This is a genomic window from Streptomyces sp. NPDC104309 (assembly GCF_055584025.1).
On sequence record NZ_JBVJMV010000073.1, the window covers coordinates 1 to 24,635 of the forward strand.

General features: G+C 69.0%; 22 protein-coding genes and 7 pseudogenes. 12 read left to right on the forward strand and 17 right to left on the reverse strand.

The genetic code is table 11. The features are described 5' to 3' along the window. Positions 1–262 precede the first annotated feature (262 nt). Positions 263–766 (reverse strand): annotated as a pseudogene (locus tag ACZ68L_RS43695) (IS5 family transposase); the annotation flags it as partial. 7 nt (positions 767–773) lie between these two features. Further along, positions 774–1,091, reverse strand: coding sequence for a hypothetical protein (locus ACZ68L_RS43700; RefSeq protein WP_469589686.1), 318 nt, complete (start codon positions 1,089–1,091; stop codon positions 774–776). 154 nt (positions 1,092–1,245) lie between these two features. Between ACZ68L_RS43700 and ACZ68L_RS43705 the strand changes: the two genes are divergently transcribed. From ACZ68L_RS43705 to ACZ68L_RS43715, 3 genes are read left to right on the forward strand one after another with little or no spacing between them, the layout of a single operon-like run. Then, the gene (locus ACZ68L_RS43705; protein WP_469589689.1) at positions 1,246–2,619 is read left to right on the forward strand and encodes a sensor histidine kinase; all 1,374 of its coding nucleotides are present in this window, start codon (positions 1,246–1,248) and stop codon (positions 2,617–2,619) included. Next, positions 2,610–3,254, forward strand: a complete 645-nt coding sequence (locus ACZ68L_RS43710; RefSeq protein WP_469589692.1) for a response regulator transcription factor — start codon at positions 2,610–2,612, stop codon at positions 3,252–3,254. The genes ACZ68L_RS43705 and ACZ68L_RS43710 overlap by 10 nt, the downstream gene beginning before the upstream one ends. A 16-nt stretch (positions 3,255–3,270) precedes the next feature. Next, positions 3,271–4,017, forward strand: a complete 747-nt coding sequence (locus tag ACZ68L_RS43715) for a DUF4097 family beta strand repeat-containing protein (protein ID WP_469589695.1) — start codon at positions 3,271–3,273, stop codon at positions 4,015–4,017. 455 nt (positions 4,018–4,472) lie between these two features. Here the strand turns inward: ACZ68L_RS43715 and ACZ68L_RS43720 are convergent. Further along, positions 4,473–4,946 (reverse strand): annotated as a pseudogene (locus ACZ68L_RS43720) (alcohol dehydrogenase catalytic domain-containing protein); the annotation flags it as partial. Between ACZ68L_RS43720 and ACZ68L_RS43725 the strand changes: the two are divergent. The 3 genes from ACZ68L_RS43725 (at position 4,888) to ACZ68L_RS43735 (ending at position 6,758) form a co-directional block, all read left to right on the forward strand. Continuing rightward, positions 4,888–5,046, forward strand: a complete 159-nt coding sequence (locus tag ACZ68L_RS43725; protein WP_469589741.1) for a hypothetical protein — start codon at positions 4,888–4,890, stop codon at positions 5,044–5,046. The pseudogene ACZ68L_RS43720 and the gene ACZ68L_RS43725 overlap by 59 nt on opposite strands. Positions 5,047–5,323: 277 nt before the next feature. After that, positions 5,324–6,034, forward strand: a complete 711-nt coding sequence (locus ACZ68L_RS43730; protein ID WP_469589698.1) for a class I SAM-dependent methyltransferase — start codon at positions 5,324–5,326, stop codon at positions 6,032–6,034. 19 nt (positions 6,035–6,053) lie between these two features. Further along, on the forward strand, positions 6,054–6,758 hold the full coding sequence (locus ACZ68L_RS43735; protein WP_469589701.1) for a hypothetical protein: 705 nt from the start codon (positions 6,054–6,056) through the stop codon (positions 6,756–6,758). A 52-nt stretch (positions 6,759–6,810) separates the two neighbouring features. Here ACZ68L_RS43735 and ACZ68L_RS43740 read toward each other — a convergent pair. Further along, positions 6,811–7,073 (reverse strand): annotated as a pseudogene (locus ACZ68L_RS43740) (ornithine carbamoyltransferase); the annotation flags it as partial. A gap of 35 nt (positions 7,074–7,108) precedes the next feature. On the opposite strand from ACZ68L_RS43740, the pseudogene ACZ68L_RS43745 reads away from it, so the two are divergent. Continuing rightward, a pseudogene (locus ACZ68L_RS43745) lies at positions 7,109–7,958 on the forward strand (IS5 family transposase). 15 nt (positions 7,959–7,973) lie between these two features. Here the strand turns inward: ACZ68L_RS43745 and ACZ68L_RS43750 are convergent. Both ACZ68L_RS43750 and ACZ68L_RS43755 read right to left on the reverse strand, forming a co-directional pair. Beyond that, positions 7,974–9,863: a TniQ family protein gene (locus ACZ68L_RS43750; RefSeq protein WP_469589703.1), complete on the reverse strand. Its 1,890-nt coding sequence runs from the start codon at positions 9,861–9,863 to the stop codon at positions 7,974–7,976. A gap of 5 nt (positions 9,864–9,868) precedes the next feature. Next, complete coding sequence (locus ACZ68L_RS43755; RefSeq protein ID WP_469589705.1) at positions 9,869–10,738, reverse strand: AAA family ATPase; 870 nt, start codon at positions 10,736–10,738, stop codon at positions 9,869–9,871. Between ACZ68L_RS43755 and ACZ68L_RS43760 the strand changes: the two genes are divergently transcribed. Beyond that, positions 10,737–11,321, forward strand: coding sequence for a cysteine hydrolase family protein (locus ACZ68L_RS43760; protein ID WP_469589708.1), 585 nt, complete (start codon positions 10,737–10,739; stop codon positions 11,319–11,321). The genes ACZ68L_RS43755 and ACZ68L_RS43760 overlap by 2 nt on opposite strands. A 264-nt stretch (positions 11,322–11,585) precedes the next feature. Here the strand turns inward: ACZ68L_RS43760 and ACZ68L_RS43765 are convergent, their stop codons facing one another. The 4 genes from ACZ68L_RS43765 to ACZ68L_RS43780 form a co-directional block, all read right to left on the reverse strand. After that, on the reverse strand, positions 11,586–12,140 hold the full coding sequence (locus tag ACZ68L_RS43765; protein WP_469589711.1) for a VOC family protein: 555 nt from the start codon (positions 12,138–12,140) through the stop codon (positions 11,586–11,588). A gap of 434 nt (positions 12,141–12,574) precedes the next feature. Beyond that, positions 12,575–12,769 carry a hypothetical protein gene (locus ACZ68L_RS43770; protein WP_469589714.1) on the reverse strand — a complete coding sequence of 65 codons (195 nt, stop codon included), beginning with the start codon at positions 12,767–12,769 and terminating at the stop codon, positions 12,575–12,577. Positions 12,770–13,112: 343 nt separating this feature from the next. Beyond that, positions 13,113–14,024, reverse strand: a complete 912-nt coding sequence (locus ACZ68L_RS43775) for an alpha/beta fold hydrolase (RefSeq protein ID WP_469589716.1) — start codon at positions 14,022–14,024, stop codon at positions 13,113–13,115. Positions 14,025–14,355: 331 nt separating this feature from the next. Next, positions 14,356–14,958: an alpha/beta fold hydrolase gene (locus ACZ68L_RS43780; RefSeq protein ID WP_469589719.1), complete on the reverse strand. Its 603-nt coding sequence runs from the start codon at positions 14,956–14,958 to the stop codon at positions 14,356–14,358. A 583-nt stretch (positions 14,959–15,541) separates the two neighbouring features. Here ACZ68L_RS43780 and ACZ68L_RS43785 point away from each other — a divergent pair. Further along, a pseudogene (locus ACZ68L_RS43785) lies at positions 15,542–15,832 on the forward strand (transposase); the annotation flags it as partial. 26 nt (positions 15,833–15,858) lie between these two features. On the opposite strand, the pseudogene ACZ68L_RS43790 reads toward ACZ68L_RS43785, so the two are convergent. Beyond that, a pseudogene (locus tag ACZ68L_RS43790) lies at positions 15,859–16,055 on the reverse strand (ISAzo13 family transposase); the annotation flags it as partial. Here ACZ68L_RS43790 and ACZ68L_RS43795 point away from each other — a divergent pair. Together ACZ68L_RS43795 and ACZ68L_RS43800 are read left to right on the forward strand one after the other, a co-directional pair. Continuing rightward, positions 16,027–16,251, forward strand: a complete 225-nt coding sequence (locus ACZ68L_RS43795; protein WP_469589742.1) for a hypothetical protein — start codon at positions 16,027–16,029, stop codon at positions 16,249–16,251. The pseudogene ACZ68L_RS43790 and the gene ACZ68L_RS43795 sit on opposite strands and share 29 nt — an antisense overlap. 896 nt (positions 16,252–17,147) lie before the next feature. After that, positions 17,148–18,248 carry an MBL fold metallo-hydrolase gene (locus tag ACZ68L_RS43800; RefSeq protein ID WP_469589721.1) on the forward strand — a complete coding sequence of 367 codons (1,101 nt, stop codon included), beginning with the start codon at positions 17,148–17,150 and terminating at the stop codon, positions 18,246–18,248. Positions 18,249–18,271: 23 nt separating this feature from the next. Here the strand turns inward: ACZ68L_RS43800 and ACZ68L_RS43805 are convergent, their stop codons facing one another. Together ACZ68L_RS43805 and ACZ68L_RS43810 are read right to left on the reverse strand one after the other, a co-directional pair. Beyond that, on the reverse strand, positions 18,272–18,706 hold the full coding sequence (locus ACZ68L_RS43805) for an ankyrin repeat domain-containing protein (RefSeq protein WP_469589735.1): 435 nt from the start codon (positions 18,704–18,706) through the stop codon (positions 18,272–18,274). A 39-nt stretch (positions 18,707–18,745) separates the two neighbouring features. Further along, positions 18,746–19,620, reverse strand: a pseudogene (locus tag ACZ68L_RS43810) (IS5 family transposase); the annotation flags it as partial. Positions 19,621–20,303: 683 nt separating this feature from the next. Between ACZ68L_RS43810 and ACZ68L_RS43815 the strand changes: the two are divergent. Next, positions 20,304–22,778, forward strand: coding sequence for a lamin tail domain-containing protein (locus ACZ68L_RS43815; protein WP_469589724.1), 2,475 nt, complete (start codon positions 20,304–20,306; stop codon positions 22,776–22,778). 178 nt (positions 22,779–22,956) lie between these two features. Here the strand turns inward: ACZ68L_RS43815 and ACZ68L_RS43820 are convergent, their stop codons facing one another. The 4 genes from ACZ68L_RS43820 to ACZ68L_RS43835 form a co-directional block, all read right to left on the reverse strand. Beyond that, complete coding sequence (locus tag ACZ68L_RS43820; RefSeq protein ID WP_469589737.1) at positions 22,957–23,190, reverse strand: hypothetical protein; 234 nt, start codon at positions 23,188–23,190, stop codon at positions 22,957–22,959. A 115-nt stretch (positions 23,191–23,305) separates the two neighbouring features. After that, a complete protein-coding gene (locus ACZ68L_RS43825) occupies positions 23,306–23,593 on the reverse strand; it encodes a transposase (protein ID WP_469589727.1) in 288 nt (95 codons plus the stop codon). After that, a complete protein-coding gene (locus ACZ68L_RS43830) occupies positions 23,590–23,769 on the reverse strand; it encodes a hypothetical protein (RefSeq protein ID WP_469589729.1) in 180 nt (59 codons plus the stop codon). Before ACZ68L_RS43830 ends, ACZ68L_RS43825 begins: the two co-directional genes overlap by 4 nt. Positions 23,770–23,928: 159 nt before the next feature. Then, positions 23,929–24,635, reverse strand: a 707-nt coding sequence (locus tag ACZ68L_RS43835; protein WP_469589732.1) for an IS5 family transposase, incomplete at its 5' end; no start/stop codon positions are given.

The window sequence follows — 24,635 nt, forward strand, 5'->3', positions numbered from 1 at the left end:
CAGGATGCCCACTATTCGGACCAGCCGACCGCGTCACCCAGATGATCTCCGACTACGAAAATCTTGCCAGAGCCACGTTCACGTGTACGCCGACAGCCGATGTTGTAGGTTCCGCGTCTCGGTGTCCAACGGCATCGCTGTGACCTGCGAGCCTTCGGACTTCCGCGCTTGTGTCCTCTGGTTGCTTTCCGCGGGACCGTGTCCAATCCTCGCCAGTCAGGCCCTTGATGACGTCGCTGGCGGCTAGGCAGTTTCGTTTGGATCATCGAGCGGACCAGAGGAAGATGCCTGCGATGTGGAGTCCGGCGAGGTAGATGGTCGCGGTCTTCTCGTAGCGGGTGGCGATGCCTCGCCACTGCTTCAAGCGGTTGATGCAGCGCTCGACGGTGTTGCGGCGCTTGCAGGTCTCGCGGTCGAAGGCCGGTGGCCTGCCTCCGTGGCTCCCTCGGCGCAACCGGTGGGCCCGCTGGTCCGCCGGGACGGGAATCACCGTGCGGACGCCACGCCTGCGCAGGTGGTCGCGGATGGCGCGGGACGAGTAGGCCTTGTCGGCCAGGACCAGGTCCGGCCTGGTGCGTGGCCGCCCCCGTGGCCGGGGAACGCGCAGGCGTGCCATCGCCTCAGGGAAGGCGGGCGCGTCGCCCGCCTGGCCAGCGGTGAGGACGAAGGCCGGCGGGCGGCACCGGCCGTCCGCGGCAAGGTGGATCTTCGTGGTCGGCCCGCCACGGGACCGCCCGATGGCATGGTCGCCCGGTTCTCCGGCCGGGGCCCCGTTACGAGCGGCGCGGGATCCGGGCGGTCTGTGACAGCGACACGCAGATGACGGAGGTGGCGGCCCACACCAGGGGGACTGTCCACGGGCTCCACCACATGAGCGCCAGCGAGACGGCCGCGGCCGCCAGCAGCGCGACGCTGACCGGCAACACAACGTCGCGCCGGTACCGCCTCAGCTGCTCGCCGAGGACCTCTTCGACGATCTCGGCGACCCGGTCGTCGATGGTGTCCCCGTAGCGCACGAGGAACTGCTCGATGTCGTCGGTCCTGCCGGCCGGGCAGGGGCGGCCGGCGGCGTTCGAGTGTCGATCGGTCATGTCCCCACGATGTCGCACCGGGCGGCGCCGGGTCGGCAGCGTGAACCCACCGGCCGGACGGGGGGTAAACCCTACCCCCCGCTGGTGGGCTCTCCCCGCTGCCGACGGGTGGTCGGGTTGGGTACCGTCCCGTTGTTGAATCGAGGCGCGGACGGTGACCTGGTCGCCGCCCGCACTGCCCACGAGAGCGGGTCCGAAGCAGTTGACCGAGAACATCGTCGGCCGTGCCACCGGCAGAGCCCGGACGGACGCCCGGCCACCCCGCGAGGTGGTGCCGGGCAATCCGCTGCGCGCGCTGGCCTCCCCCGTGCTGTTGCGGGCGTCGATCCACCTGGCACTTGACGGTCTGGTGGCGCTGGCAGGACTGGCCGTGCTGATCGTGCTGGTCGTCGCCGTCTGCCTGGCGCCGGCCGGCCTGGTGGGCCTGCCGCTCACGGTGGCGGCGGGGTGGGCGCTGTTCCGGCTGGCCGGCGTCGAGCGCGCCCGGTTCGCCGTGACCTGCGGGCTGGAGCTCGACGAGCTGCCGGCGCCGGTCTGTTCGTGGCGGTTGGCCAAGTCGCTGCAGTCGCTTGTCCACAACCTCTGCACCTGGCGGCTGATCGGCTACTTCATACTGCTGATGCCGGTGGCGGTGGTGACCGTGGTCGGGGTGGCGCTGATCTGGGCCGTGCCGCTGACCCTGGTGCTGCTTCCCGCCTACTACCGGGGCCTGCCCGGCGGGCAGGCCCAGCTCGGGCCGTTCGTGGTGGATTCCCTGCCCCGGGCGCTGCTGGTCGCGGCGGTGGCGCTGCTGGTCGGCGCGGTCCTCTCCCCGCTGATCGTCAAACTCCTGCTGGCGCTGAACACCGCGCTGGCCGTCGCACTGCTCTCCCGGCCCCGCGGCCTGGAACTGGAGCAGCGGGTCAACGATCTGACGGAGAGCCGAGCCCGGGTGGTGGACGCCGCCGAGGCGGAGCGCAAACGGATCGAGCGGGACCTGCACGACGGTGCCCAGCAACGGCTGGTGGCGATGTCGATCACCCTGGGCCGGGCCAGCTCGCGGTTGAAGAAGTCCGGTGACCACGAGACCAACAAGCTCGTCGAGGACGTCCGGCGGGAAACCCTCAGCACCATCACCGAGTTGCGCAACCTGGCCCGTGGCCTGCACCCGCCGGTGCTGACCGACCGCGGCCTGGAGGCGGCGCTCTCCGCCGTCGCCGCGCTGGCTCCGGTGCCGGTGCGCCTTGACGTCCTGGTGGAGCCGCGCCCCTCCTCCACCATCGAGGCGGTCGCCTACTTCACGGTGACCGAGGCGCTCACCAATGTGGCCAAGCATGCTCATGCGACCCGCGCCTGGGTGGAGATCCGGAGGGAGGGCGCCCGATTGGACGTTAAGGTTGGCGATGACGGGCGTGGCGGAGCCGATCTCGCGGCCGGCACGGGTCTGACTGGTCTGGCGGACCGGGTGTCCGGGGTGGACGGGCGGTTCCGGCTCAGCAGTCCGGTGGGTGGACCGACCGTGATCGAGGTGGAATTGCCATGCGGGTAGTGCTGGCCGAGGACTCCGCGCTGCTGCGCCAGGGCATCGAACTGCTGCTCAGCGAACAGGGGATCGAGGTGGTCGCAGCGGTCGGCGACGGGGAGCAACTCCTGCGCGCGGTGGCCGAACACCGGCCGGACGCCTGTGTGACGGACGTCCGGATGCCGCCCACCTTCCTGGACGAGGGCCTGCGCGCCGCACTGGCGGTACGCGCCCGCTGGCCGGAGACCGGCGTCCTGGTGCTCTCCCACTACGTCGAGGAGCGCTACGCCATCGACCTGGTCAACACCAATGACGAAGGGGTCGGTTACCTGCTCAAGGACCGGGTGTCGGACGCCGAGGAGTTCGTGGACGCGCTGCGCCGGGTCGCCGCGGGCGAGACGGTCCTCGACCAGGAGGTGGTCAAGCAGTTGCTGGCCGGCAGCCGGCAGCGGGATCCGCTGTCCACCCTGACGCCGCGCGAACGGGAGGTCCTCACGGCCATGGCGGGGGGCCGTTCCAACGCCGGGATCGCGGCCGATCTGGTGATCGGCACGGCGGCGGTGGAGAAGTACATCCGCAGCATCTTCGTGAAATTCGATCTGCAGCAGGAGGCGGGAGACCACCGCCGCGTGCTCGCCGTTTTGCGCTACCTGGGAGCTTGAGATCAGTACCACACCGATGAAGCGCCGCGGATGCCTCCTCATAGGGCTGGCCGTCCTCGTCGCGGTCGTCGCCGTGGCCAGTTGGACCGTGGTCGACTCGCTTCCAGCGCACCACCCGTACAGCGGCAACTGGCAGCAGGACGCGGCCGGCGCCAGCCAGGTGACGGTCCAGGCCGACGGACTCCACATGACGCTGAGCCAGGACGGCTCCTCGCAGGTCACGGTGGCCATGAGCGGCAGCTACACGGGCCATGTCCCGCAGGTCTCCGTCACCCGGTCCGGGTCGAACGTCACGGTCACCGCCGGCTGCTCCAACGACTGCTCGGGGCACCTGCAGATCACGGTGCCGGCAGGCCTGGCCGCGCAGGTGAGCACCGGGGACGCCGGGATCCAGGCGAAGGGCCTGACCGGCCGGCTGGATCTGACCACCGGGCTGGGCGGGGTCGAGGTGGACCAGTCGTCCGGCCCGCTGACCGTGCGGAGCACGTACGGCGCGGTGACCCTCGCCGACAGCAGCGCCCCGAACGCCGAGGTAATCACCACCGACGGCGAGGTCAGCGCCTCCTTCACGGCGACACCCGCCTCCCTGAAGGTCACCACGGGCTGGGGCGGGGTCGACCTCAAGGTGCCTCACGACGCCACCTACCACGTCGACGCGCAGAGCTCCTGGGAGCCGCCGAGCGTCTCGCTGCCGAACACCGCTACGAACGCGCCGCACAGCGTGGTGGTGAAGACCACGCGCGGCCGCATCACGGTCCACTGAGCACGCCCGTGCCGCGAACGACGGTGGCGTCCCCGGGAGATCCCGGGGACGCCACCGTCGTTCGGACGATCAGCCGGCGACCAGCGAGGGGTCGACGACGATCTTCGCGTGCCGCTCCGGCGCGCCGAGTTCGGCGATCGCCCCGGCCAGTCCGTCCAGGCCGGTGACGCCGGTGGTGACGGCACCGGCGTCGATACGGCCGCCGGGTCGATCAGGACGTCGGCACCCACCCGCTCGGCCGGCGCCCGCCGCTTGGGCGAGAAGTCGACCGCGACGACCGGGCCGTGGCCGCGCGCCTTGAGCACCGCGACGACGCCCAGGCCGATCGGGCCGAGGCCGAGCACCACGGCGACCGAACCCGGACCGGGCTCGCCCCGCCGGACCGCCCGGGCGGCGACCGAGAACGGCTCGGTGAGCGCGGCCGCCTTCGGGTCCAGACCGTTCGGCACCGGCACGGTGAAGACCTCGTTGAGGATCATGTACTCGCCGAAGCCGCCCGGAAAGGCCGGGGTGTAGCCGACGATCCCACCGCCCTGCGGGCCGAAGCCGATCGGCGGGCCGCAGACGGTGCTCCCGACCGGCAGGGCCCGCACGGTGTCCGGGCCGTAGTCGACGATCTCGGCGGCGAATTCGTGACCGAGCACCAGGCTGTTCCGGATGTCGTGCGGGGTGCCGCCGGTGCGGCGCATGATGTCGCTGAACGCCTCGGGGTCGCCGAGGGCGTGCAGGTCGGAGCCGCAGATCCCGCAGGCCAGCGTGCGCACCAGCAGTTGCCCGGACTGCGGATGCCGGGGTGAGTCCAGAGAGGAGGCGAAGTCGGCCAGTGCGGCGGTGACTTCGGCCGGTCGCTCCTGCTGGGTCCAGTGCCTCGTGGCCGCGGCCGCCGCCGCACTGGCGGCGATCACCCTCACCCTCGTCACGCCCGCCATCGCATCCGGAGTCAGCGCCGCCGCGCAGCCGCGGGCCGCTGCCGCCCCGGCCGACACCACCGGCACCACCACCCCGCCCGACAACAACGGCTGGGACTGACAGGGGGGTTATCCGTACCCCGGTTCGGTGGGCTGGCCACGTGTCCGGCCCAGCCGAACTGCTGTTGGCTGGAGGGCAGATGGTCGGTGCGGGGCGGCGCAGGTGTGCCGCCCCACAGCACCACCGTGAACCACCGGTGAAGGCCACCGGCCTTCCCGAGAACGAGGATCCGACGGCGCGTCGGCCTCCCTCACCGTGGCCGCCTCCAACGGCGGCTTCCACATCCACTGAGCGGGCACCACCGCCCCACGCCGACGACCAACGTTGGAGAAGAACCATGCGCCACCCCTCCTCACCCCTGCGCGCCCCGTTCGGCAAGGCCAGCATCTGGGCCCTTGCGGGTGCCTCGGTCGCGGCCGCGGCCACCGCCTGGTGGGTGACCGACTCCGCGCCGTACCCCTACGCGCAGCACCGACTGCTCGACCTGCCACTGCCGTTCCTGTCCTGGGAGCGGCTGGCCGAGCAGCTCCAGCCGCTGCCGGGCGAGCGGATGCTGGAGATCGGTCCCGGCACCGGGCTGCAGTCGCTCCAGGTGGCGCCCCGGCTCGGCGCCGACGGCCGGCTGGACATCGTCGACATCCAGCAGGAGATGCTCGACCACGTGATGCGCCGGGCCGCCGGATCCGGCCTCGACACCATCGTCCCCACCCTGACCGACGCGCGCGAACTCCCCTTCGACGACGCCACGTTCGACGCCGCCTACCTGGTCACCGCGCTGGGCGAGATCCCGGACGTCCCCGCCACCCTGAGCGAGCTGCGCCGGGTCCTCAAGCCGACCGGCCGCCTGGTCGTCGGCGAGTTCTTCGACCGCCACCAGATCCGCCCGGCGACCCTGGCCCGGCACGCCAACGCCGTCGGCCTGCACGTCATCCGGCAGTCCGGACCGGCCCTGGCCTACTTCGCGCTGCTGCGGCCGTGCACCTCGGGCTCCGACGGCCGGCCGCACGCCGGTGCCGCGGACCGGTGTGCGGCCACCATCGACTCCTGATCGGGACTGGAGAACCGTCGTGAACAATCCCGGTATCCGGCGCGCGGCCGAGAGCGAGTGGGACCTGCTCTACCGCCGGGCGCGCGCCCGGCTGCGGGCCAGGGGCGCCGCCGCACTGACCCTCACCGTGGTCTCCAGCTGCCTGGTGCTGCTGTTCGCGGCGGTCGACGAGTTCCCGAGCGGGGCGGCCTTCGTCTCCCGGATAGGCGTGGTCCGGGCCACCGAGCCGTGGGACGTCGCGCTGCTGCGCTTTCCGGTCTCGATATTCGTGCCAGCCCTGGACCTGCCGGTCTGGGGGGCGCTGGCCCAGGTGTTCGTGGTCTTCGCGATCGCCGAGCTGACCCTCGGCCCGTGGCGCACGCTCGCCGTCGGGTACACCTGCTCGCTGGTGGGCACCTGCTACGCGCGCTTCGGGGTGTCCCGGCCGCCCGGCCACCTGCTCCACCTGCCCGCCGCATTCGCCCAGGTCCGGGACACCGGGCCGTCGGCGGCCGTGATCGGGCTGGGCCTGCTGGTCGCCTGGTGGTTCGGGGCGCGCTGGACCGCGCTGGGCGTGGTGCTGCTGACGGCCGCGATCACGGCGGTGGACCCGGAGTTGGCGGGTTACGAACACATGGCCGCGCTGGTGACCGCCGCCTTGCTGCTGCTCGCGGACGGGGTCGCCCGCAGGCTGGCCGCCCGCGGTGCGCACGGCTCCGCCGCCGTGGCACCCCGGCCGCGGTGACCTGACCGGCGACCCGGGCGGCGACGCTCACGCCCGGCCGGCCGGCTCGCCCCGACCGTGCAGGCACCACTCGATCGAGCACCGCCATGGCGCTGTGCAGCTTGTGACCGGCCTGCCAGAACGCGATGCTGGACGGGCCGTCGAGCACATCGGCGGTGACCTCCTCGCCGCGGTGGGCGGGCAGATCGTGCATGAAGACCGCCGCCGGGTAGCGGGCCATCAGCTCGGCGGGTCGGGCTTGTTGGTGCCGGTGGTCTGCCAGCGGGTGGTGTCGACGACGTCGACCCGGTCGGGCAGGTGGGCCAGGTCGTGCCGCTAGGGCGTTTCTTTCCGATCATCGGATCGTTGGTCTGGTCGTGCCATTGACTGACGCGCAGTGGGCGCGGATAGAGCCGTTATTGCCAGACCGGACGCCGAAGCGGGGCGGGCGGTGGCGCGACCACCGGCAGGTGATCGACGCGATCGCGTGGAATTCCAGACAGGCTCGCAGTGGGTGCACCTGCCCACCGAGTACGGCTCGTGGAAGGGCGTCTACACCCGGCTGCGGAACTGGGCGATCGACGGCACCTGGGAGCGGGTCTTCACATCCCTGCTCGCCCAGGCCGACGCGGAGGGCGACCTGGACTGGGTCGTCTCGGTCGACTCCACGATCGTGCGCGCGCACCAGAACGCGGCCGGGGCCCGTCAAAAGGGGCCCCGGCCGGCGAGCCCGGCCACCATGCCATCGGGCGTTCCCGTGGCGGGCTGACCACCAAGATCCACCTCGCGGCGGACGGCCGCTGCCGCCCGCTCTGCTTCCACCTCACACCCGGCCAGGCCGGTGACGCACCCGTGTTCGAGCACGTCATGGCCGCCCTGCGGGTCCCGAGGCCGGTCGGCAGGCCACGCACCCGGCCGCTCGTGGTCCTGGCCGATCGAGCCTACTCGTCCCGGGCCATCCGCGAGCACCTGCGCAGGCGCGGGATCCGCGCGGTCATCCCGCAGCCCGCCGACCAGATCGCCAACCGCAAGCGCAGAGGCCGGCACGGAGGCCACCCACCGGCCTTCGACCGCGAGGCCTACAAGCAGCGCAACACCGTCGAACGCTGCATCAACCGCCTGAAGAACTGGCGAGGCCTGGCCACCCGCTACGAGAAGACCGCCACCGTCTTCCAAGCCGGACTCCACATCGCAGGCATCTTCATCTGGTCCGCCCTCTGATCCAAAAGAAAGGACCTAGGTGCATAGTTCGGGGCGAGTCTCGAAGGCGAACCTGAGGTGTTCCACGGTGGTGCCGAGCTCTCGTGCCGCTGCGGCTGGGGACGTCTGCCGGTTCCGCACCAGGTCGGTAGCGAGGGCGGTGTCCAGGTCGCTCGTCCTTCGGCCGGGGAGGTCGAGGTGGCTGACCAGAGCCAGCGGTGGTGACCAGGTGACGGGCTCGTTGATACCGCGGGCCGCGAGGTAGTTCGTAGCGTGGTCGTCGAGTGCGGTCAGCAGGGCCGTGGTCAGGATGAGCATCGGTTCACGTGCTCCGTTGGGTAGCCGCAGGGGCCCGGGGACGGCGTACGGATCGGAGCCGGTGATGCGTTGCAGAAGGAATCGGCGAACCTGTGGCAGCCGGTAGCGTTCGTCGGGAGGCGTGCCGCTTCGGTGGCAGATGTCGGACCAGGCGTCTTCCGGGAGGAGGCCGGCTCCGGTCAGGGTTCGGCGTCGTTGGTAGTCGATCGGGGCCGGCGTCCGGTCGAGGTAGTCGGCGAGCAGGCATATTGCTGTGAGCGCGTCGGTGTCAGGGAGCTTGGCCAGGAGGCGGGCGATCGGCACTCGGCGCTGTCCGTGGAGCATGGCGATCAGTGGAGCGCTCCGGCCCAGCCACCAGCCTGGAAGCAACACGGAGCTGGAGAGTGCAGCGCGATATTGGCGGTGGTCGGGATGTCTTCCGGAAACGGTGGGTGAGGGTGGGAAGAGGGCCAGGGTCCAGTCCCGCCAGAGCAGTTGAGGGAGGGAGCGTGCCCGCGTCTCGATCGCAGGATCAGCGGGGATCGGGATGCAGGGCTCGGTGGTGCAGGTGCGATAGCGAAGCCGCACTCTTGTGTCCAGTCGGTGGTCGACTCCCCGCCAGAACAGCGCCTCCAGACGGCTTGAGCCGATCCGTGTGCGTCCGCGGACGCGGTCGATGGTGGGCTTGTTGGCCGCTGCGGCGTCGCGGTCGGCGAGCATGCGGGCGGCCGTGAGGCTGGCGTCGCTGGAGTAGTCGCGAACGATCTCGACGGCGCGCGTGAGAGGCCCGGCCAAGACGGCTGCGCCGACGGGCGCGTAACGCCAGTCATTGCCGTAGGCCACGCGGGCTTGGTCGATCTTCTGCCCGTAGAGCTGGAAATCACCGGGCTCGGCCCGCAGGAGCACGCGCGAGGCGACCACGGCCAGGTCGCCGAAGACGCTGCGCAGGCGGTCGCTGCCGGCTTCGCCTTCGGCCTGGGTCAGCAGGTCGTCGATCCACTCCTGGACCGCGAGAACGGGGCTGTCGGGGGCGAGGGCGAGAACAGCGGCCTCGGTGAGATCGGCTCCGCAGAAGACTCCTGACGCTCCCAGGTCAGAACCGTCGCTCGGCTTTCGGGCCGAGCACTTCCGGGGATGAATGCGGGAGGCGAGTGAGCTGCGGCTGTGTGGCCTGGCTCCGCAGGTCACGCAGGTGTGCGCGAGGAGGACTCGGTGGCGGGTGCAGGCCATCGACCAGGTGAGGCGCCAGCGGATAGGCCAGCGCCCGCCTTGCTCGGCCAGGCACTGCGGGCAGTATCGCGACCCGATGCTTCGCCCCCACAGCGTGAAGCGTTGCACGAGCCGACGCTGAGCCATCAGCGCGAGAGCACGGCCGTCATATTGACGCAGAGTCATCGCGTGGAGTCGGCGGACGGGAACGCCGGTGGACCAGGACAGCCGCTCGGCTTCCTCGTCCGTGAGGTAGGTGGTGTAGTCCGGGGCAAGGCCGCTGCTGCTGGAGAGGGACGGGCCAGCGGCGGTGAGGATGCCGCGCAGATCGACCGCGCTGCGGTGGGCCAGCGCCGCCAGCCAGGAATCGAGCGCTTCACCGGGCAGTGGAGCCAGCCGGATCGGCAGGGTCCGCACCACGGACGTCACTTTGCCGCACCGCCCTTCACGCGGGCGGGCCGGCTGGTCTTCGTGCCCGAGTGCAACGCCGCCTCCCATTCCGCGCGCAGTCTCTCGGAGGCCGCGTCGAGCCTGATCCGGGACAGGAGCTCTCGAGTCACCCGCTCCTCGCCCGTGCGGATCGCCCGCTCGCAGGCCCGCATGAGCAGGGTCATCAAAGAGCCGATGTGGCCGGTGGTGCGCGCGAACAGGTCGTCGGCCAGGTCGTCGGCCAGCACCAGGCGTTGTTCCAGAGCCAGTAGCAGGCTCCGCCACTGAAGGCGCCCCTGTTCGTCCTCGATCCGGAACGGCTCCAGCCCCAGCGGGGTGACCCGCCGTTCGAGCTGAGGGTCCAGGTAGAGCCCCTTGCCTCTCAGATCGTGGCCGATGAACAGCAGCATCACCGGGAACTCGTTCGCGATGAAATTGAAGTGGTTGCTCAGCTCCGTCCCGGACTTGCTCTGGAACTGCAGGAACTGGAGATCATCGACGATGATCAGCTTCGTCTCGCACGAGGTCACACAGTCCAGCGCCTGGTAGGCGAACATGTTGGCGGTGCCGCTGTTGCGGCCGGCGTGGGCGAAGAACTCCAGCAGAGCCCAGTTGAAGTCCTTCATCCTCGTGTCGCCGGTCATCCCGACCCGGCAGACCGGCCACCGTTCGTGGCCGGCCGCGGTGAACCGTCCGTCCTTGGCGATCAGCCTGTTGTGGACGTCCCTGGCGAACGCCAGAGCGGCCGTCGTCTTGCCCAGGCCGGGGAACGCGTCGATCGCGGCGGCGCTCTTCGCCTGCTGGCTGCCCTGCCGGAGGCTGGCGTTTGACTCGTCAGACCCTCTACGTCTTGTGAGGACTGTCATGACCGGCGCCTACGTCCCCGCCCGCACCGCGATCCTCTTGGTCGACCCGTACAACGACTTCCTGGCCGAGGACGGCAAGGTCTGGCCCGCGGTCAAGCACGTGGCCCTCGAGGTCGGGCTGCTGGACAACCTGCGCGCCGTCATCGCCGTCGGCCGCGAGAGCAATATCCGGATCTTCCTTGTCCCTCACCGCCGTTGGCAGGAAGGCGACTACGAGGGCTGGGACCATCCCAACCCCAGCCAGGAGCTCGTCCGCGAGCGTCACATCTTCGCGCTGGGCACCCGGGGCGGCGAGTTCCACCCGGACTTCCAGCCTGCCGAGGGAGACGTGATCGTCCAGGAGCACTGGGGCCAGAGCGGCTTCGCCAACACCAATCTGGACTTCCAGCTCAAGCAGCACGGCATCACCCACGTCATCATCATCGGTCTGCTCGCCAACACCTGCATCGAATCCTCTGGCCGCTATGCCATGGAACTCGGCTACCACGTCACTCTCGTCCGCGACGCCACCGCCGCCCTCAAACCGGAGATGATGCGGGCCGCCCACGAACTTAGCGGGCCCATGAGCTCCTCCAGACGTTGAAGAACCCGCATCAGTGAAGGGACGACGACCACACCGCCCAGAGGCACCGATGGTCGCCATGCAGGAGTGCGCGGACAAGGCGCGGTCATCAATACCGCGGCCGCTCCTGCCGCATGCCCATGACTTATCACCCGGCCCCTTCTCCCCCGGCCGTCCATGCGGCACCAGGGGCTCATCGTGACATTCATCAGGACACTCGCCCCGGACATGGCTCCGGCACGCCGGTGCGCGGGCGTGCGTGCCCGGACGCCTGGCCGCCGGCTCTCACTGGGGCGGTTCTGCACCTGTCTGTTCGCTCACCATGTACTCCGCGTACCAGTCGGGCCGGTTCGGGGCTTCCTCGCCGGTGCGCCTCTCGTGCTCACCGTGGGCGGCAGCCGCGCGCCGCATCGCGCTCGCCAGGTCGCTCGCGGAGGCGAACGACGTCGGGCCGGGGTCGACGCGCCCGGGGAGCCGGGTCGTGACCTCCTGCAGCAGCCAGTTGTTGCCGTCGGGATCGCTGAACGTGGCGCGCGAGGAGTAGCTGGGTCGCTCGGGATCCAGGCCCTCGACCAGGCTGTCCGGGCCCCGGTGGAAGATTTCGCTCACCTCGATGCCCCCGGCGACCAGCGCGTCCCGGGCGGCCTCAATGTCGGAGACGATCAGGTACCCCTTGGCTGAACCGGGCCCGGTCGATGTGAGGTCTGCGCCGAACGGACCGAGCATCCGGAGCCGTGCGGGGTGAACTGGACAATGCCGGGCGGCGTTGTTCAGCCTCCACCCGAGATGCCCGTAGAATTCCTTCGCGCGGTCGACGTCCGAGACGGGGATGACGACCACCTCGATCGAGTTTCATGTCGACATCCTCGACGCCGGCGTGGCCTCCCTGAGGTGAGTGACGACTTCATCCTCGCGCTGTGACGGCTGCGCCGCATCAGGACACACCTTGGCTGGTACTGGTCCCGCGCCATGGGGTCTGTGGTTGTCGGCCCACGGGGCTCCTACTCAAAAGGTGCGCCAGGCGCAGGCCCTCGGCGGCCGCACCGCCCGGTGGCGGCGGTGCGGCCCGCGGCAGCGCACAGGCACGCCTCGCTGTGCCCGCAACGGCCCAGTGCCGCAACTCATTTGCCGCCGCTCTTACCTGGCCCGATGCCCAACAGCGAATCGCCCCCCTCTTCCAGCGCAGGATGCAGCAGGACGGAGACTGGAAAACCGACTGGGTGTCCGCCTCGCCCAACTGTTCGACGAGTAAGGGGCGCTGCGAGAGGGGAAGGCTATTCGGGTCCGGTGGGGTACTTGCCGGCGTACAGGTGAAGGCGGTCGATCTCAGTTCTTTCGGCGTACTTCTCGCACTCCGCCAGAAAGTGACGGACGTGCGGCTGACGTCCATGTTCCTCGAAGGCGCCGCGGTCGGTGTAGAGCTCGAAGAAGACACGCTGGGCCGGCGCTCCCTCGACCCCGCTGTCCACGAGCGACCTGAGCGGCGCGCGGCGAGCCGGAGAAGGCGAGAAGGAGGCAGGGGATGAGCCATGTGGCACTTTGCGTACGCTTCACGCTGCGCGACGGTGCAGGGGAAGCGTTCGACGAGTTGGCGCAAGAGACCGCCGCAGTGGTCCGTACGCAGGAGTCTGGCACGTTGGTATATGCATGCGGCTTGCGACGGAGTCCCGCATCTCGGCCATGAGCACCCGTCGGAGCATCCGGATGCCGGCCAATCGATCAACGGTCCGCAGCGCGAGCGGTCAGCCGACCTGTCCGGTGCCCGCGCCTGCATCAGGATGCGGTTGCGCTCGTCGAGCAGGTCCCCGATGTTTAGCGCAGCCGGCTGACCTCAAGGACCGCATCGGTGAAGGCTTCCGGGCGCTCCTGGGGGAGGTTGTGGCCGGCGCCGGGGACTTGGTGGTGGACGCGTGGGCCGGTGAAGTGCGCTGCTGAGGAGGCGCCGTTAGTCGGGGGCAGGCTTCCGTCTGCCAGGCCGTCCAGGGTCACGGCGGGCACCTTGATCGGCGGTTGTTTGAGCAGCCGCGCCTCCAGATCGGCGTAGCGGGGGTCTGTGGGGGCGTCGTGGCGTCTTACGCGGTAGACGTTGAGGACGACAGCGATGTAGTCCGGATTGTCGAACATCCTGGCCGCGCGGTCGAGATCGGCCTCGGTGGACCGCCATTTCGGCGAGTTCCGCTTCCATACCACGCGGGCGAACTCCTTGGTGTTCTTCGCCAATCCCACTCCCCCGCGTTCGGTGAGAAGGTAATAATAATACCAGTGAGCAGATTCGACCTCGGGGGGATCGGGTGTCTCTATTGCCGTCTCATTGAGGTTCTGTATGAGATAGCTGTTGACCGACACGAGTCCCCTGCAGCGCTCCGGCCACAGGGCGGCCGCCACACACATGCCGCGTCCACCCCAGTCATACCCGCCGAAGAGGGCACGCCGGATGCCGAGTGCGTCCATGAACGCGATGACGTCCGAGCCGAGAGCGGCTTGCTGACCGGATCGAATGGTGTCCTTGTCCCGGAAACGCGTGGGTCCGTGCCCGCGCAGGTACGGGACGAGCACATGGAATCCCCGACGGGCGAGCTGGGGCATGACGTGGCGGTAGGCGTCAGGACTGTAGGGCCATCCGTGGCCGAGCAGCACGGCGGGACCGTGAGCGGGCCCTGCCGTGTGGTAGGCGATGTCCAGCAGGTCCGTGCGGACCTGATGGATCGGCCCTAGTTCAGGCAACGGGTTTATGAGCTGCGCGGATGCGCTCTGCGGTGAGACGTCGTCACGCGTGACCGCGCCTGCGGATTCCGCAGGGAATGCGGGGAGCACAGCCGAGGCCAGGCCCGCGGTGACCATCGCGTTGAAAGTCCGCCTGTCGATGACAACCACCTTCTTGTGAAAGTGGCCGAGCGCACCGGATCACGGGCAGCACCGGCCATGAAACACCGAACGCGGAAATGCGTGCAGCGGGGACCGCTTGAGTTCCTGCGGAGCCGTCGGCCACGGAACGCTCTGTCTGAGAGTCGGGCACTCGGCTACTCGACCTGAGAATGCGGTGTGGGAGAGTCCCTCACCGCCATGGCCTGCTGTCAGTTCGACCGGTGCCGCAGGCGGCGGCCGAGGACAAGGGCTCCCGCCCGGCAGGCCGTTGGGTGGCTGCCATCAGCTTCGTCGTGCTCTGCGGCAGGTCGGCGGCGAAGACCTCGTGGAATTTGTCCGGCCGGATGTACACGTCTGTTCCGCTAACGCCAGCGGCCCGGTAGGGGATTGACGTGGTGGCGGTGGCGGATGCAGAGGGGAATCGGGCGGCCAGCGCTGCGGCGCTCTCGCCCTTGTCGGGCATCAGGGCCGATACGTACACCAGGGAATTGACCCGTGGATTGCCGGCAGCCGCCGAGCTGATGACGAAGCCGCCGTACGAGTGGCCCACCAGCACGATGGGGCCCTTGATGCTGTCCAGCACCGAGGTGATGTAGGCGGAGTCGTTGGACAGACTCCGCAGCGGGTTGGCGGGGGCCACGACCGTGTAGCCGCGGCGTTCGAGTCGCGCGATGACACCGTTCCAACTGGAGGCGTCCGCGAACGCCCCGTGCACCACGACGACGGTGGGTTTGCCGCCGCTCGTGTCGCCGTCGGCAGTGGCCGGGACTGCCGCGAACGTGCACAGAGCCACCGCGCACCCAGCGACCATGAGGGGGTCCGACTTGTGCGACCTATGAAGCCGGGCGCCACAGATGCCGTCATGCTGGCCTTCCCTTCCATGAGGCCCCCACGTCCCGAGCATTGCTCTATCCGCGCCGTGAGGCCCGGCAGCAGGGGCCGACAGGGTGAGAAAGGCGGAGCATTCAAGTGAGAGAACGCGCCACAAGTTCCCGGAGGTCTCCGAGTCGAGATCCTGCTGCACCTCTACGGGCTCGCGTGTCAACGGCCATCTTGTTTCTGTCACGGCCGCCGTCAGGGCTCGGCAGCCGAACGGGACCCGGCGGGCTCGACATGCCCGTCACTCCTGGAAAGCCACAGAGCAGGGTGCACGTTCATCCAGTACGAACGCTGACTCGGAGAAGGATCCATGAGAGCGTTGCCCGCCGTCACCGACCGTGATGAGTCCGGTGCCCTGGCCGTCAGGACCGACTACCACGACGACCAGGCATGGCAGGATGTGCCAGCTGCACTGACGAAGCCCTGGGGTGGGGCTCGACCCCGGATCTTGGACACCCGAGACACTTGGATCTTGAGTCCAGGAGAACGGATGTCCCGTGGTCATGAAGCACTATCCGCCGGAGTTCAAGGCAGACGCGGTCGCGTTGTACGAGTCGCGACCGGGAGCGACGATCAGGTCGGTCGCCGCTGATCTGGGGGTAAACCCGGAGACGTTGCGGAACTGGGTCCGGGCGGCCGGAGCCAGCCGGCCACGAGGACGCCGGGCGGAGGCGCCCGCCGAGCCGCCCACAGCGCTGGAGGTGGAGAACGCGGCTCTGCGCAAGAAGGTCCGCGAACTGGAGGAGGAACGCGAGATCCTGCGGAAGGCGGCGAAGTATTTCGCCGGGGAGACGCGCTGGTGAGGGGCCGTCAACTAACTACTGCCTGACTTGATGTTGCTTTCGTAGTCGGTGATCGCGTTCTGGAGGGCGTCGATCGTGGGGGGTGGGTGGGTTCGCCGGGGCTGGGTGAGGGCTGCGGTGATATCGGGGGCCGCGGCGAAGGCCAGCGGGGCATGGTCCGGTGGGCGTGGTAGCTCAGGGTGTTGCGGTCCCGGCCGAGCAGTCGGGAGGGCTCCAACTGGCTGCGGTGGATCTTGTGCGAGGCCGCGCAGAGTGCGAAGCGGTCGCCGGAGTTCGCCGCTGCCTACCAGCGTCTCGCCCACCGCCGCGGCAAGAAGATCGCCACCACCGCGGTGGCCCGCCGACTGCTGGCGCGCGCCTATCACCTCCTGCGCGAGGTCGAATCCGCCCAGGAGCGCCGATGACAGCAGCCGACGACAACCGCCAGGGGCGGTCGCAGACCCCGGGTGAGCTCGCGAAATTGCATGAGACGGCCTTCCGGCCGCGCTCGATGACCTGACTGAGCAGCCCGGATCCCCGCACCACGGTCATGGCGCCGACCGCACGGTCAGGCGCCGAATGGGCGCGTGTAGGACCACTCCGCCGACCAGCTGGCAACGGGGATGTCAACGACCACACCGGTGAACATCCGTGACGCTTCCTCGGCATCCATGGTCGACCGCCGCTCGTCTGCCTCCAGCTCGTTCGTCCTCGCCCCGCTCGTTCCTCACGGGGCTCCGGGCGCTCCAACTGGACCCCTCCCACGCGGCGGTCCCCGCACGCAGACCGCGAGGAAGACGCACGAGGGAAATGCCCCGGCGCCGCCCGAAAGCCGCAGGCGGGGGCCGTCCACGCCCCTTGACAGGCCCGGCCCCGATCAGCCGACTGTCACCAACGTCATGACCAAGTACACCTAGCCGCGTTCCCCGAGCTGCTGGCCGATTACTTCGAAGTTCCGGCCGGAGACCTGGACGCCAAGGCGGTCACCGACCCGGTCGCCGCCGTCCGCGTCGACGTCGAAATCCTCAAGCAGAAGCTTCCGGCCGGAGTCTTCGTCTCAGGGCTCGTGTACGACGTGGCCACCGGGCTCATCGACGTCGTCGTCCCGCCCGCGCGAGTGGAAGCATGACACCGCGCGGCGCCTGCGGCCGGTCCGGCCGGCGCGACCGCCGTGGACCTGCGGCTTGTGCCGGGATCTGCTTCCCTGGCCGGTCGTACCGGCGGGGAGGCGCTTTCTAGCATGTGCGACGATCACGGGCACTCGGCGGCCGAGGCGGCGTGGTCAGCGCCTCGCGTCGCGGAGAGACCGGCTGTTGACCCGGTGACGCTGCCCGAGGTCGACGAGGTCAGGGTCACGACGATGGTCGACAACACCTTCGACGCCCTGCTGGCCTCTGCCGAAGGCGTCACCCGGGCGTCGATGGGCGCCGGGCGGACCGCCGCGCGGCAGTTCGCCGGCGGCGAGGCCGTCGCGGGGCTGCGTGCCGAGCACGGCTTCTCCGCCCTTGTCACCGTCAAAAGCGGGAACGCGAGCAGCACGCTGCTGTTCGATACCGGCGCATCGCCGGACGGGCTGGCGGTGAACGCCGAGCGTCTTGGCATCGATGTCTGCGGCCTGCAGGGCGTCGTGCTCAGCCACGGACACTTCGACCATGCGGGCGGCTTCGACGGCCTGGCCCGGCTGCGCGGGCGCTCCGGCCTGCCACTGACCGTCCACCCCGCGGTCTGGACCCGCCGCCGCCTGGAACTACCCGCCGGCCAGGGTCTGGAGATGCCCACGCTGTCACGGGGTGCCCTGGAACGCGAAGGGTTCGAGGTAATCGAGCGGCGGCAGCCGTCGCTGCTGGCCGGTGGCATCCTGATCACCGGCGAGGTGGACCGCGTCACCGAGTTCGAGCACGGCATGCCGCAGGCACACCAAAGGAACGGCTGGCGACACGACCCCGCCGTCATCGACGACCAGGCACTCGTCATCAACGTGCGCGGCCGGGGACTTGTCATCATCACCGGGTGCGGCCACGCCGGAGTGGTCAACATCATCCGGCACACCATGAGGCTGACCGGCGTCAGCAAACTGCTGGCCCTCATCGGCGGCTTCCACCTGATCGGCCCCGCCTTCGAGCCGGTCATCGGCCCGACGGTGGCCGCGCTCACCGAACTCGCACCCGAGCTGATCGGACGGCTTGTGGCCACCTCCCCGCGAAAGACTCCAGTCGAGGAACCGCGTCGAACAAGATCCGGGCCATTTCCGGGCCAGCGACCCGTCATCCGCCTCAATGGAGGCTTTTCCGCTGTTCAAAGGCGCGCAAGGCGCGTACCAGCAGCAGACGAAGAACATTCTTTGTTCTTACAGCCCTCAGAAGCTTGGCTTCTTCTAGGGTGTGTTGCGAAAGTGGATCTTGGGATCCATCAAGTTCAGTGAATCCTTGATGGCGAACGGCGATGCTACGTGGTTCCCATGTGGGAGGTCGCTCCCGCCGTGGTGAGCAGATCGGTGGTTTCGGGGTGAGGGCCTTCGTTCGCCCAATCCATGGGGGAGCGGCCGGTGCCGTGATCTTCACGAAGGTTCGGATCGGCGCCGTGCGCCAACAGTTCGCGCACTGTCTCGGTGTGCCCCCAGCATGCAGCTGCGCACAACGGGGTGCCGTCCGAGCCGAGTCCACTGCTCTCGGTGTTAGGGGAGGCACCGGCCGCCAGGAGCAGGCGGGCGATCTCGGCTTTTCCATTCACGGATGCCTCATATAGGGGGGTGACGCCCTCGCTGTCGCGCCGTTCCGGGTCGGCTCCGGCCCGCAGCAGCGCCTTCACACGGGCGGTGTCACCCGTCGGAATCGTTTCGAAGAGATGGCGGGAGAGCTTCTTCCGCTGCCGCTGGTTCATGAGGGCCGAGGTTAGCGATCGGGTACGCGGCGGGGCCAGTCGTATCCACTCGATGATGGCGGCAATCAGCACGGTTGCCTCATAGCGGACCGCGAGTTTGTCGTACCGTGTTGCCACTGCGCGGTGTCATTTGAGGCGGTTGATCCCGCACTCCACTGCGTGACGCTGCTTGTAGTCTTCCCGGTCGAACTTCGGCGGCCTACCTCCGCGGGAGCCGAGGTTTTTACGGTTACGTACCTGGTCCGTCTTCTCCGGAATGGTGCAGGAGATCCGGCGTCTGCGCAGGTAGGCGTGGTTCGCGCGGGAACCGTAAGCCTTGTCGCCCCGGACTTTGTCGGGCCTGGTACGCGGCCGGCCGGGTCCGGGGCGGGGAACCCGGATCTTCTCCAGGACCGGCCGAAAGTAAGGGCTGTCGTGTCGGTGTCCGGCGGTGATGTGCGACGACAGCGGCTTCTGGCCCTGCTCGGTGGCGAGGTGGACTTTCGTGGTCAGGCCGCAGCGGGAGCGTCCCAGTCCGTGGTCGTCGGACTCGGTGTCGACGCCCCCGGGCGGTTCCTTCTGAAGGTCCCCTTTTTACGGGCTCCCGCGGCGTGCTGGTGAGCACGACAGACGGTGGAGTCCACACTGACGTCCCAGATGATCAGGCCCTTCGCGTCAGCGTCGGCCTGCAGCTGTTCCAGGATCCGCTTCCATGTGCCAGTGCGCTGCCACCTGCGGAACAGGTCGTACACGCGATCCCATGGACCGTACCGTTCGGGCACATCTCGCCACGGCGTTCCCGCCCGCGTCCGCCACCGTATTCCGTCGATGAGCTGCCGCCTTGTCCATATCGGCGGCCTCCCAGGCTTCTTCCCCTTGGGCAACAGCGGCTCCAGCCTGGCCCACTGTGCGTCTGTCAGATCTCCACGCGCCACAACGCCTGATCACCACGAGCAAGATCTACTTTTGCAACAGACCCTGGGGGACCATGCCGATGGTGCGCGCCGAACGCGCCGGTCGATCCCGACCAGGCCGCCGCGCTCATGAGGTCGGCGGGTCTGGAACCACTGGAGCCCTGTCCCGGCACCGACATCTCCTGGCGGTGCCGCTGCACAACCTGCGGCACGATCGGGACGCCCACTCATGGCGTCACTCTCGCGGCCCTCATGATCTGGCTCCGAACATGATCCGAGAAACAGCGGCTAGCTCCGACACCCGGAGGCAAGTAACCCCCGGGTGGCTTCCTGATGGCCCGCCACTACAACCGTCATCGGGACGTGCTACAAAGTCAGGCGGCGCGTCCTCGTCCTCCGCCACGACACGTCGCGCAGTTTGCATCGCGGGACAGAGATAAGAGTCCTGGGCCATACGAGGCGCAGCCTGCCGCCGCACCCATCGGATCCTCACCACTGGTCATGCCGCCACGCGCACCGGGCGTTGGGCGAGCCATGTGTCGGATATCAGTTTGCCAAGCGTTTGCCCCTCAGCCTTTTTTCGGACGTATCTATGCGCGTAGCTTGAGCGCGTGCCCGACTCCGGCCGTCGACAGCAGATCCGGGTCGGTCGGCGCTTCCCCACGCGTCCTCATGTTTTCCCGGCTCCGAAGGAGACCCTTCCCGTGTCGAACTCCAGTGCTGAAATGCCCCGCCCTGCAAGACATCGCGCGACTCCTCTGCGCAAGCGGCTGATACCGCTGGCGATCACCGGCTCGGTGGTGCTGGCCGGGGTGGGCGTCCACTCCGCCTTCGCCACCCCGTCGGCCGACGCCGTCATCTCAGAGGTCTACGGAGGCGGCGGCAACTCCGGTGCCACCTTGACCAACGACTTCATCGAGCTGGCCAACGCCGGCTCCGGCTCGCTGGACCTCTCCGACTACAGCGTCCAGTACCTGTCGGGCAACCCCGGGCCGACCACGAAGTGGCAGGCCACCCCGCTCAGCGGCACTCTGGCCGGCAACGGCCGTTACCTGATTCAGGAGGCCGCGGGTGCCGGTGGCACTGTCGCCCTGCCGAACCCGGACGCCACCGGCAACATCAACATGTCGGGCACCACGGGCACCGTCGCGCTGGTCAAGGGCACGGCCCTGCTGACCTGCGTCACCGAGGCCGACTGCGCCTCCGACCCTCGCATCAAGGACCTGCTCGGCTTCGGCACCGCCGTCGTCCACGAGGGCTCCGGCCCGGCCGCGGGCGCCAGCAACACCGCCTCGGTCGCCCGCAAGACCCTGGTCGACACCGACGACAACGCGGCCGACTTCGCTGCGGGTGACCCCACCCCGGAGAACTCCGGCGGCCAGGGCGGCGACCCCTCGCCGACCCCGACGCCGACCCCGACCGTCCCCGCCGACGCGATCTCGGCGAAGATCCACGACATCCAGGGCACCACCCGGCGCTCCCCGCTGTCCACCAAGAACGTCACGGACGTCACCGGCATCGTCACCGGTGTCCGCACCACCAGCACGTCCTCGACGTCCAAGGGCTTCTGGATGCAGGACCCGAACCCGGACAACGACCCCCGCACCAGCGAGGGCATCTTCGTCTACACCAGCTCCAACCCCACGGTGAAGGTCGGCGACAGCGTCACCGTCTCCGGTCTTGTCTCCGAGTACTACCCGGGCGGCTACGACGGCGGCATCCAGTCGATCACCGAGATCATCAAGCCGACGGTCACCGTGCTGTCCAGGGGCAACCCGCTGCCGGCCCCGGTCGTCCTCGAAAGGAACAGCATCCCCGCCGCGTGGTCCCCCAAGGGTGACAGCAACGGCAACACCGAGTACCTCGACCTCGAGCCGGCCAAGTACGCCCTGGACTTCTATGAGTCCCTGGAGGGTATGAACGTCCAGGTCTCGGACGTCCGCGTCGTCGGCGCCACGGATGCCTACCACGAGATGTGGGTCACGGCCGACCCCGACCACAACAAGACCAAGCGCGGTGGCGTCTACTACCCGTCGTACGACGACCCGAACGTGGCTCGTCTGCAGGTCCAGGCAATGAACACCACGGACCCGTTCCCGATGGCGAACGTGGGCGACGAGCTCACCGGCGTGACCGAGGGCCCGCTGGACTACAGCCAGTTCGCCGGCACCTACATCCTCGAAGCGCGCAAGCTCGGCACCCACAAGGACAACGGTCTCAAGCCCGAGGTCACGAGCCAGGCGAAGTCCAACGAGGTCACCATCGGCACGTACAACGTGCAGAACCTCGCGCCGAGCGACCCGCAGGCCAAGTTCGACCGGCTCGGCCACAGCCTGGTGACCAACCTCCGCGCGCCCGCCATCGTCGGCGTCGAGGAGATCCAGGACAACAGCGGCGCCATCGACGACGGCACCGTGGACCCCGACAAGACGCTGGCCAAGCTCACCGACGCCATCGTCGCTGCCGGTGGCCCGCGCTACGAGTACCGTCAGATCAACCCGGTGAACGACAAGGACGGGGGCCAGCCGGGTGGCAACATCCGCACCGTCTTCCTGTTCGACCCGACGCGGGTCAGCTTCGTGGACCGGCCGGGTGGCGACTCCGTCACTGCCGTTGACGTCGTTGGCAAGGGCAACGACGCCCACCTGACCGTCTCGCCCGGACGCATCTCCCCGACGGACGAGGCCTGGAACAGCAGCCGTAAGCCGCTGGTCGGCGAGTTCCTCACGAAGAACAACAAGAAGATCTTCGTGATCGCCAACCACTTCAACAGCAAGGGCGGCGACCAGAACGTCGCCGGTCGCATCCAGGAGCCCGTCCGCAGCTCCGAGATCCAGCGTGTGAAGCAGGCCACGCTGGAGAACGCCTTCGTCAAGAAGCTTGAGGCCACCGACCCCAAGGCCCTCATCGTCTCCCTGGGCGACTACAACGACTACCAGTTCTCCCCCGCGATGAAGACCCTGACCGGTGACGGCAAGCAGCTCACCGACCTGGTGAACACCCTGCCGGTGGACGAGCGCTACTCCTACGTCTTCCAGGGCAACTCGCAGGTGCTGGACCACATGATGGTCAACCCCAGCATGCTGAACAACGTCACCTACGACGTGGTGCACATCAACTCCGAGTTCGCCGACCAGGTCAGCGACCACGACCCGCAGGTTCTGCGTGTGAAGCCGTAAGGCTCTTGCAAGCCCGCCCGCTCCCGCGCTCAATGCAGCGGGGGCGGGCGGGCTTCTCTGCGTATCGGCCCGCCCTGTCACGCCGAGTGGCCGGCCGTCGGCGCCTGCACCCTCTTCACCGGGCTCGCCTGCGTCACCTTCCGGACCTGCTTGGTTGCGAGAACCGCCCGATCCTGTCTCAGCCGGTGATGGCGACCGGAGCGTCCCACCAGTCACGGTCGACGGTGATGGTGACGCCGCCGCGCGTCTCCTTGCTGTTGACCACGTACTGGTGGGCGCGGCTGTGGTCGGTGAACTGGGTGGAGCCCCGGGGCCAGTCGGTGGTGGTGGTCTCCTTGCTGTCCCAGAGGGCGTACCAAGCGGCGCTGCACATGCTCTCCCCGGATGCCCCCGGCGCGGTCCCGGTACACAGTGTGCTGACGCCAGAGCATGTCTGCTACTGATTCCCAATGAAGTTGTCAAGCTCGGCTGGTGACTCGTTGTGAGCGTGTCAACCCAGTGGTACGGGGCTCGGCGGCGCGGTGATCTCAAAGGTTCGGCCGTCGCGTATGAGGGCCCACAGAATGTTCAGACGGCGGCGCGCGAGGGCGGTGACGGCCTGTTTGTGAGTCATTCCTTCGGCTCTCTTGCGTTCGTAGAACGACTTGGAGACGGGGCAGCATCGGGCGGCAGGCGGACATGCAGAAGACCCGCAGCAGGCGCCAGCAGTAGCTGCGCGGTCTGCGCATGTTGCCGCTGATCCGTCCGGAGTCCTTGGGGACAGGCGCCAGACCGGCGACGCCGGCGAGGCGGTCGGAGCTGCCGAAGACACTCATGTCACCGCCAGTGTGGGCGAAGCGCTCAGGACGGGGCCGATGCCGGGCATGCTCAGGACGACCTCGGCGCGCGGGTGGTCGCGAAACCGGCCCTCGATCAGCAGCTCGGTCTCCGCGATCTCCTCATCGAGGGTCGTCACCTCCCTCGCGAGCTTGGCCACCACCGTGGCGGCCAACTTCTCCCCATGGACGGCGGTGTGCTGGGCTTCGGCGGCCTCGACAGCGGTGTCCGCGACGACGTTGGAGTTGCGGCCCGGCGGAGATCGAAGGGGTGCGGTCCAAGGCGAAGCGCCTGGCCGCGCGGGGCTGGCTCGTCGAGAACACCCCAGGCTCCTTCAGCGACGCCGCTTCGCGAGGCGGCGGCTCATGACCACGGTCATCGACCACAGCACCATCGCCTCGGCCGTGTCGGTCCGCCTCTCGTAGTCGCGTGTCAGGCGGCGTGATCGCATCAGCCACCCGAACGTCCGCTCCACCACCCACCTGCGGGGCAGCACCACAAAGCCCGAAACGTCCGCACCGCGTTTGACCACAGTCAGCGCGAGACGAAGCACCTTCGCGGCGAAGTCGACCAGGGACCCGGTGCAGCCGCCATCGGCCCAGACCAGCCGCAGCAGGAAGAACCGCTCGGCCAGCCGGGCCAGCAGAACCTGACCCGCCTCCCGGTCGGTCACGTTCGCCGCGGTGACCATGACGGTCAGCAGCAGCCCCGTCGTGTCGACCACGATGTGCCGCTCACGGCCATTGATCTTCTTCCCGCCGTCGAAGCCGCGTGAGGACGCCGGCACGGACGCGGCGGCCTTGACCGACTGGGCGTCGATGATGCCCGCGGTCGGCTCCCGATCCCGGCCGGCCGCCTCCCGGGCCTTCCCACGCAGCCGGTCGTGGAACTCCTTGACCAGGCCCTTGTCCCTCCAGCGACGGAAGAACGCGTAGACCCGGTCCCAGACGGGGAAGGCCACCGGCATCGGTCGGGTAGCCGGGACACATTGCTGTGTCCCGGCCCCCTCAGAACCGGCCATGCCCGCTTTCCAGGCAACCG

Coding starts and splice junctions, on each gene's coding strand:
- ACZ68L_RS43700 (WP_469589686.1), bottom strand. CDS start 1,091: ATGACCGATCGACACTCGAACGCCGCCGGCCGCCCCTGCCCGGCCGGC.
- ACZ68L_RS43710 (WP_469589692.1), top strand. CDS start 2,610: ATGCGGGTAGTGCTGGCCGAGGACTCCGCGCTGCTGCGCCAGGGCATC.
- ACZ68L_RS43715 (WP_469589695.1), top strand. CDS start 3,271: ATGAAGCGCCGCGGATGCCTCCTCATAGGGCTGGCCGTCCTCGTCGCG.
- ACZ68L_RS43730 (WP_469589698.1), top strand. CDS start 5,324: ATGCGCCACCCCTCCTCACCCCTGCGCGCCCCGTTCGGCAAGGCCAGC.
- ACZ68L_RS43760 (WP_469589708.1), top strand. CDS start 10,737: ATGACCGGCGCCTACGTCCCCGCCCGCACCGCGATCCTCTTGGTCGAC.
- ACZ68L_RS43755 (WP_469589705.1), bottom strand. CDS start 10,738: ATGACAGTCCTCACAAGACGTAGAGGGTCTGACGAGTCAAACGCCAGC.
- ACZ68L_RS43805 (WP_469589735.1), bottom strand. CDS start 18,706: ATGAACCAGCGGCAGCGGAAGAAGCTCTCCCGCCATCTCTTCGAAACG.
- ACZ68L_RS43825 (WP_469589727.1), bottom strand. CDS start 23,593: ATGAGTGTCTTCGGCAGCTCCGACCGCCTCGCCGGCGTCGCCGGTCTG.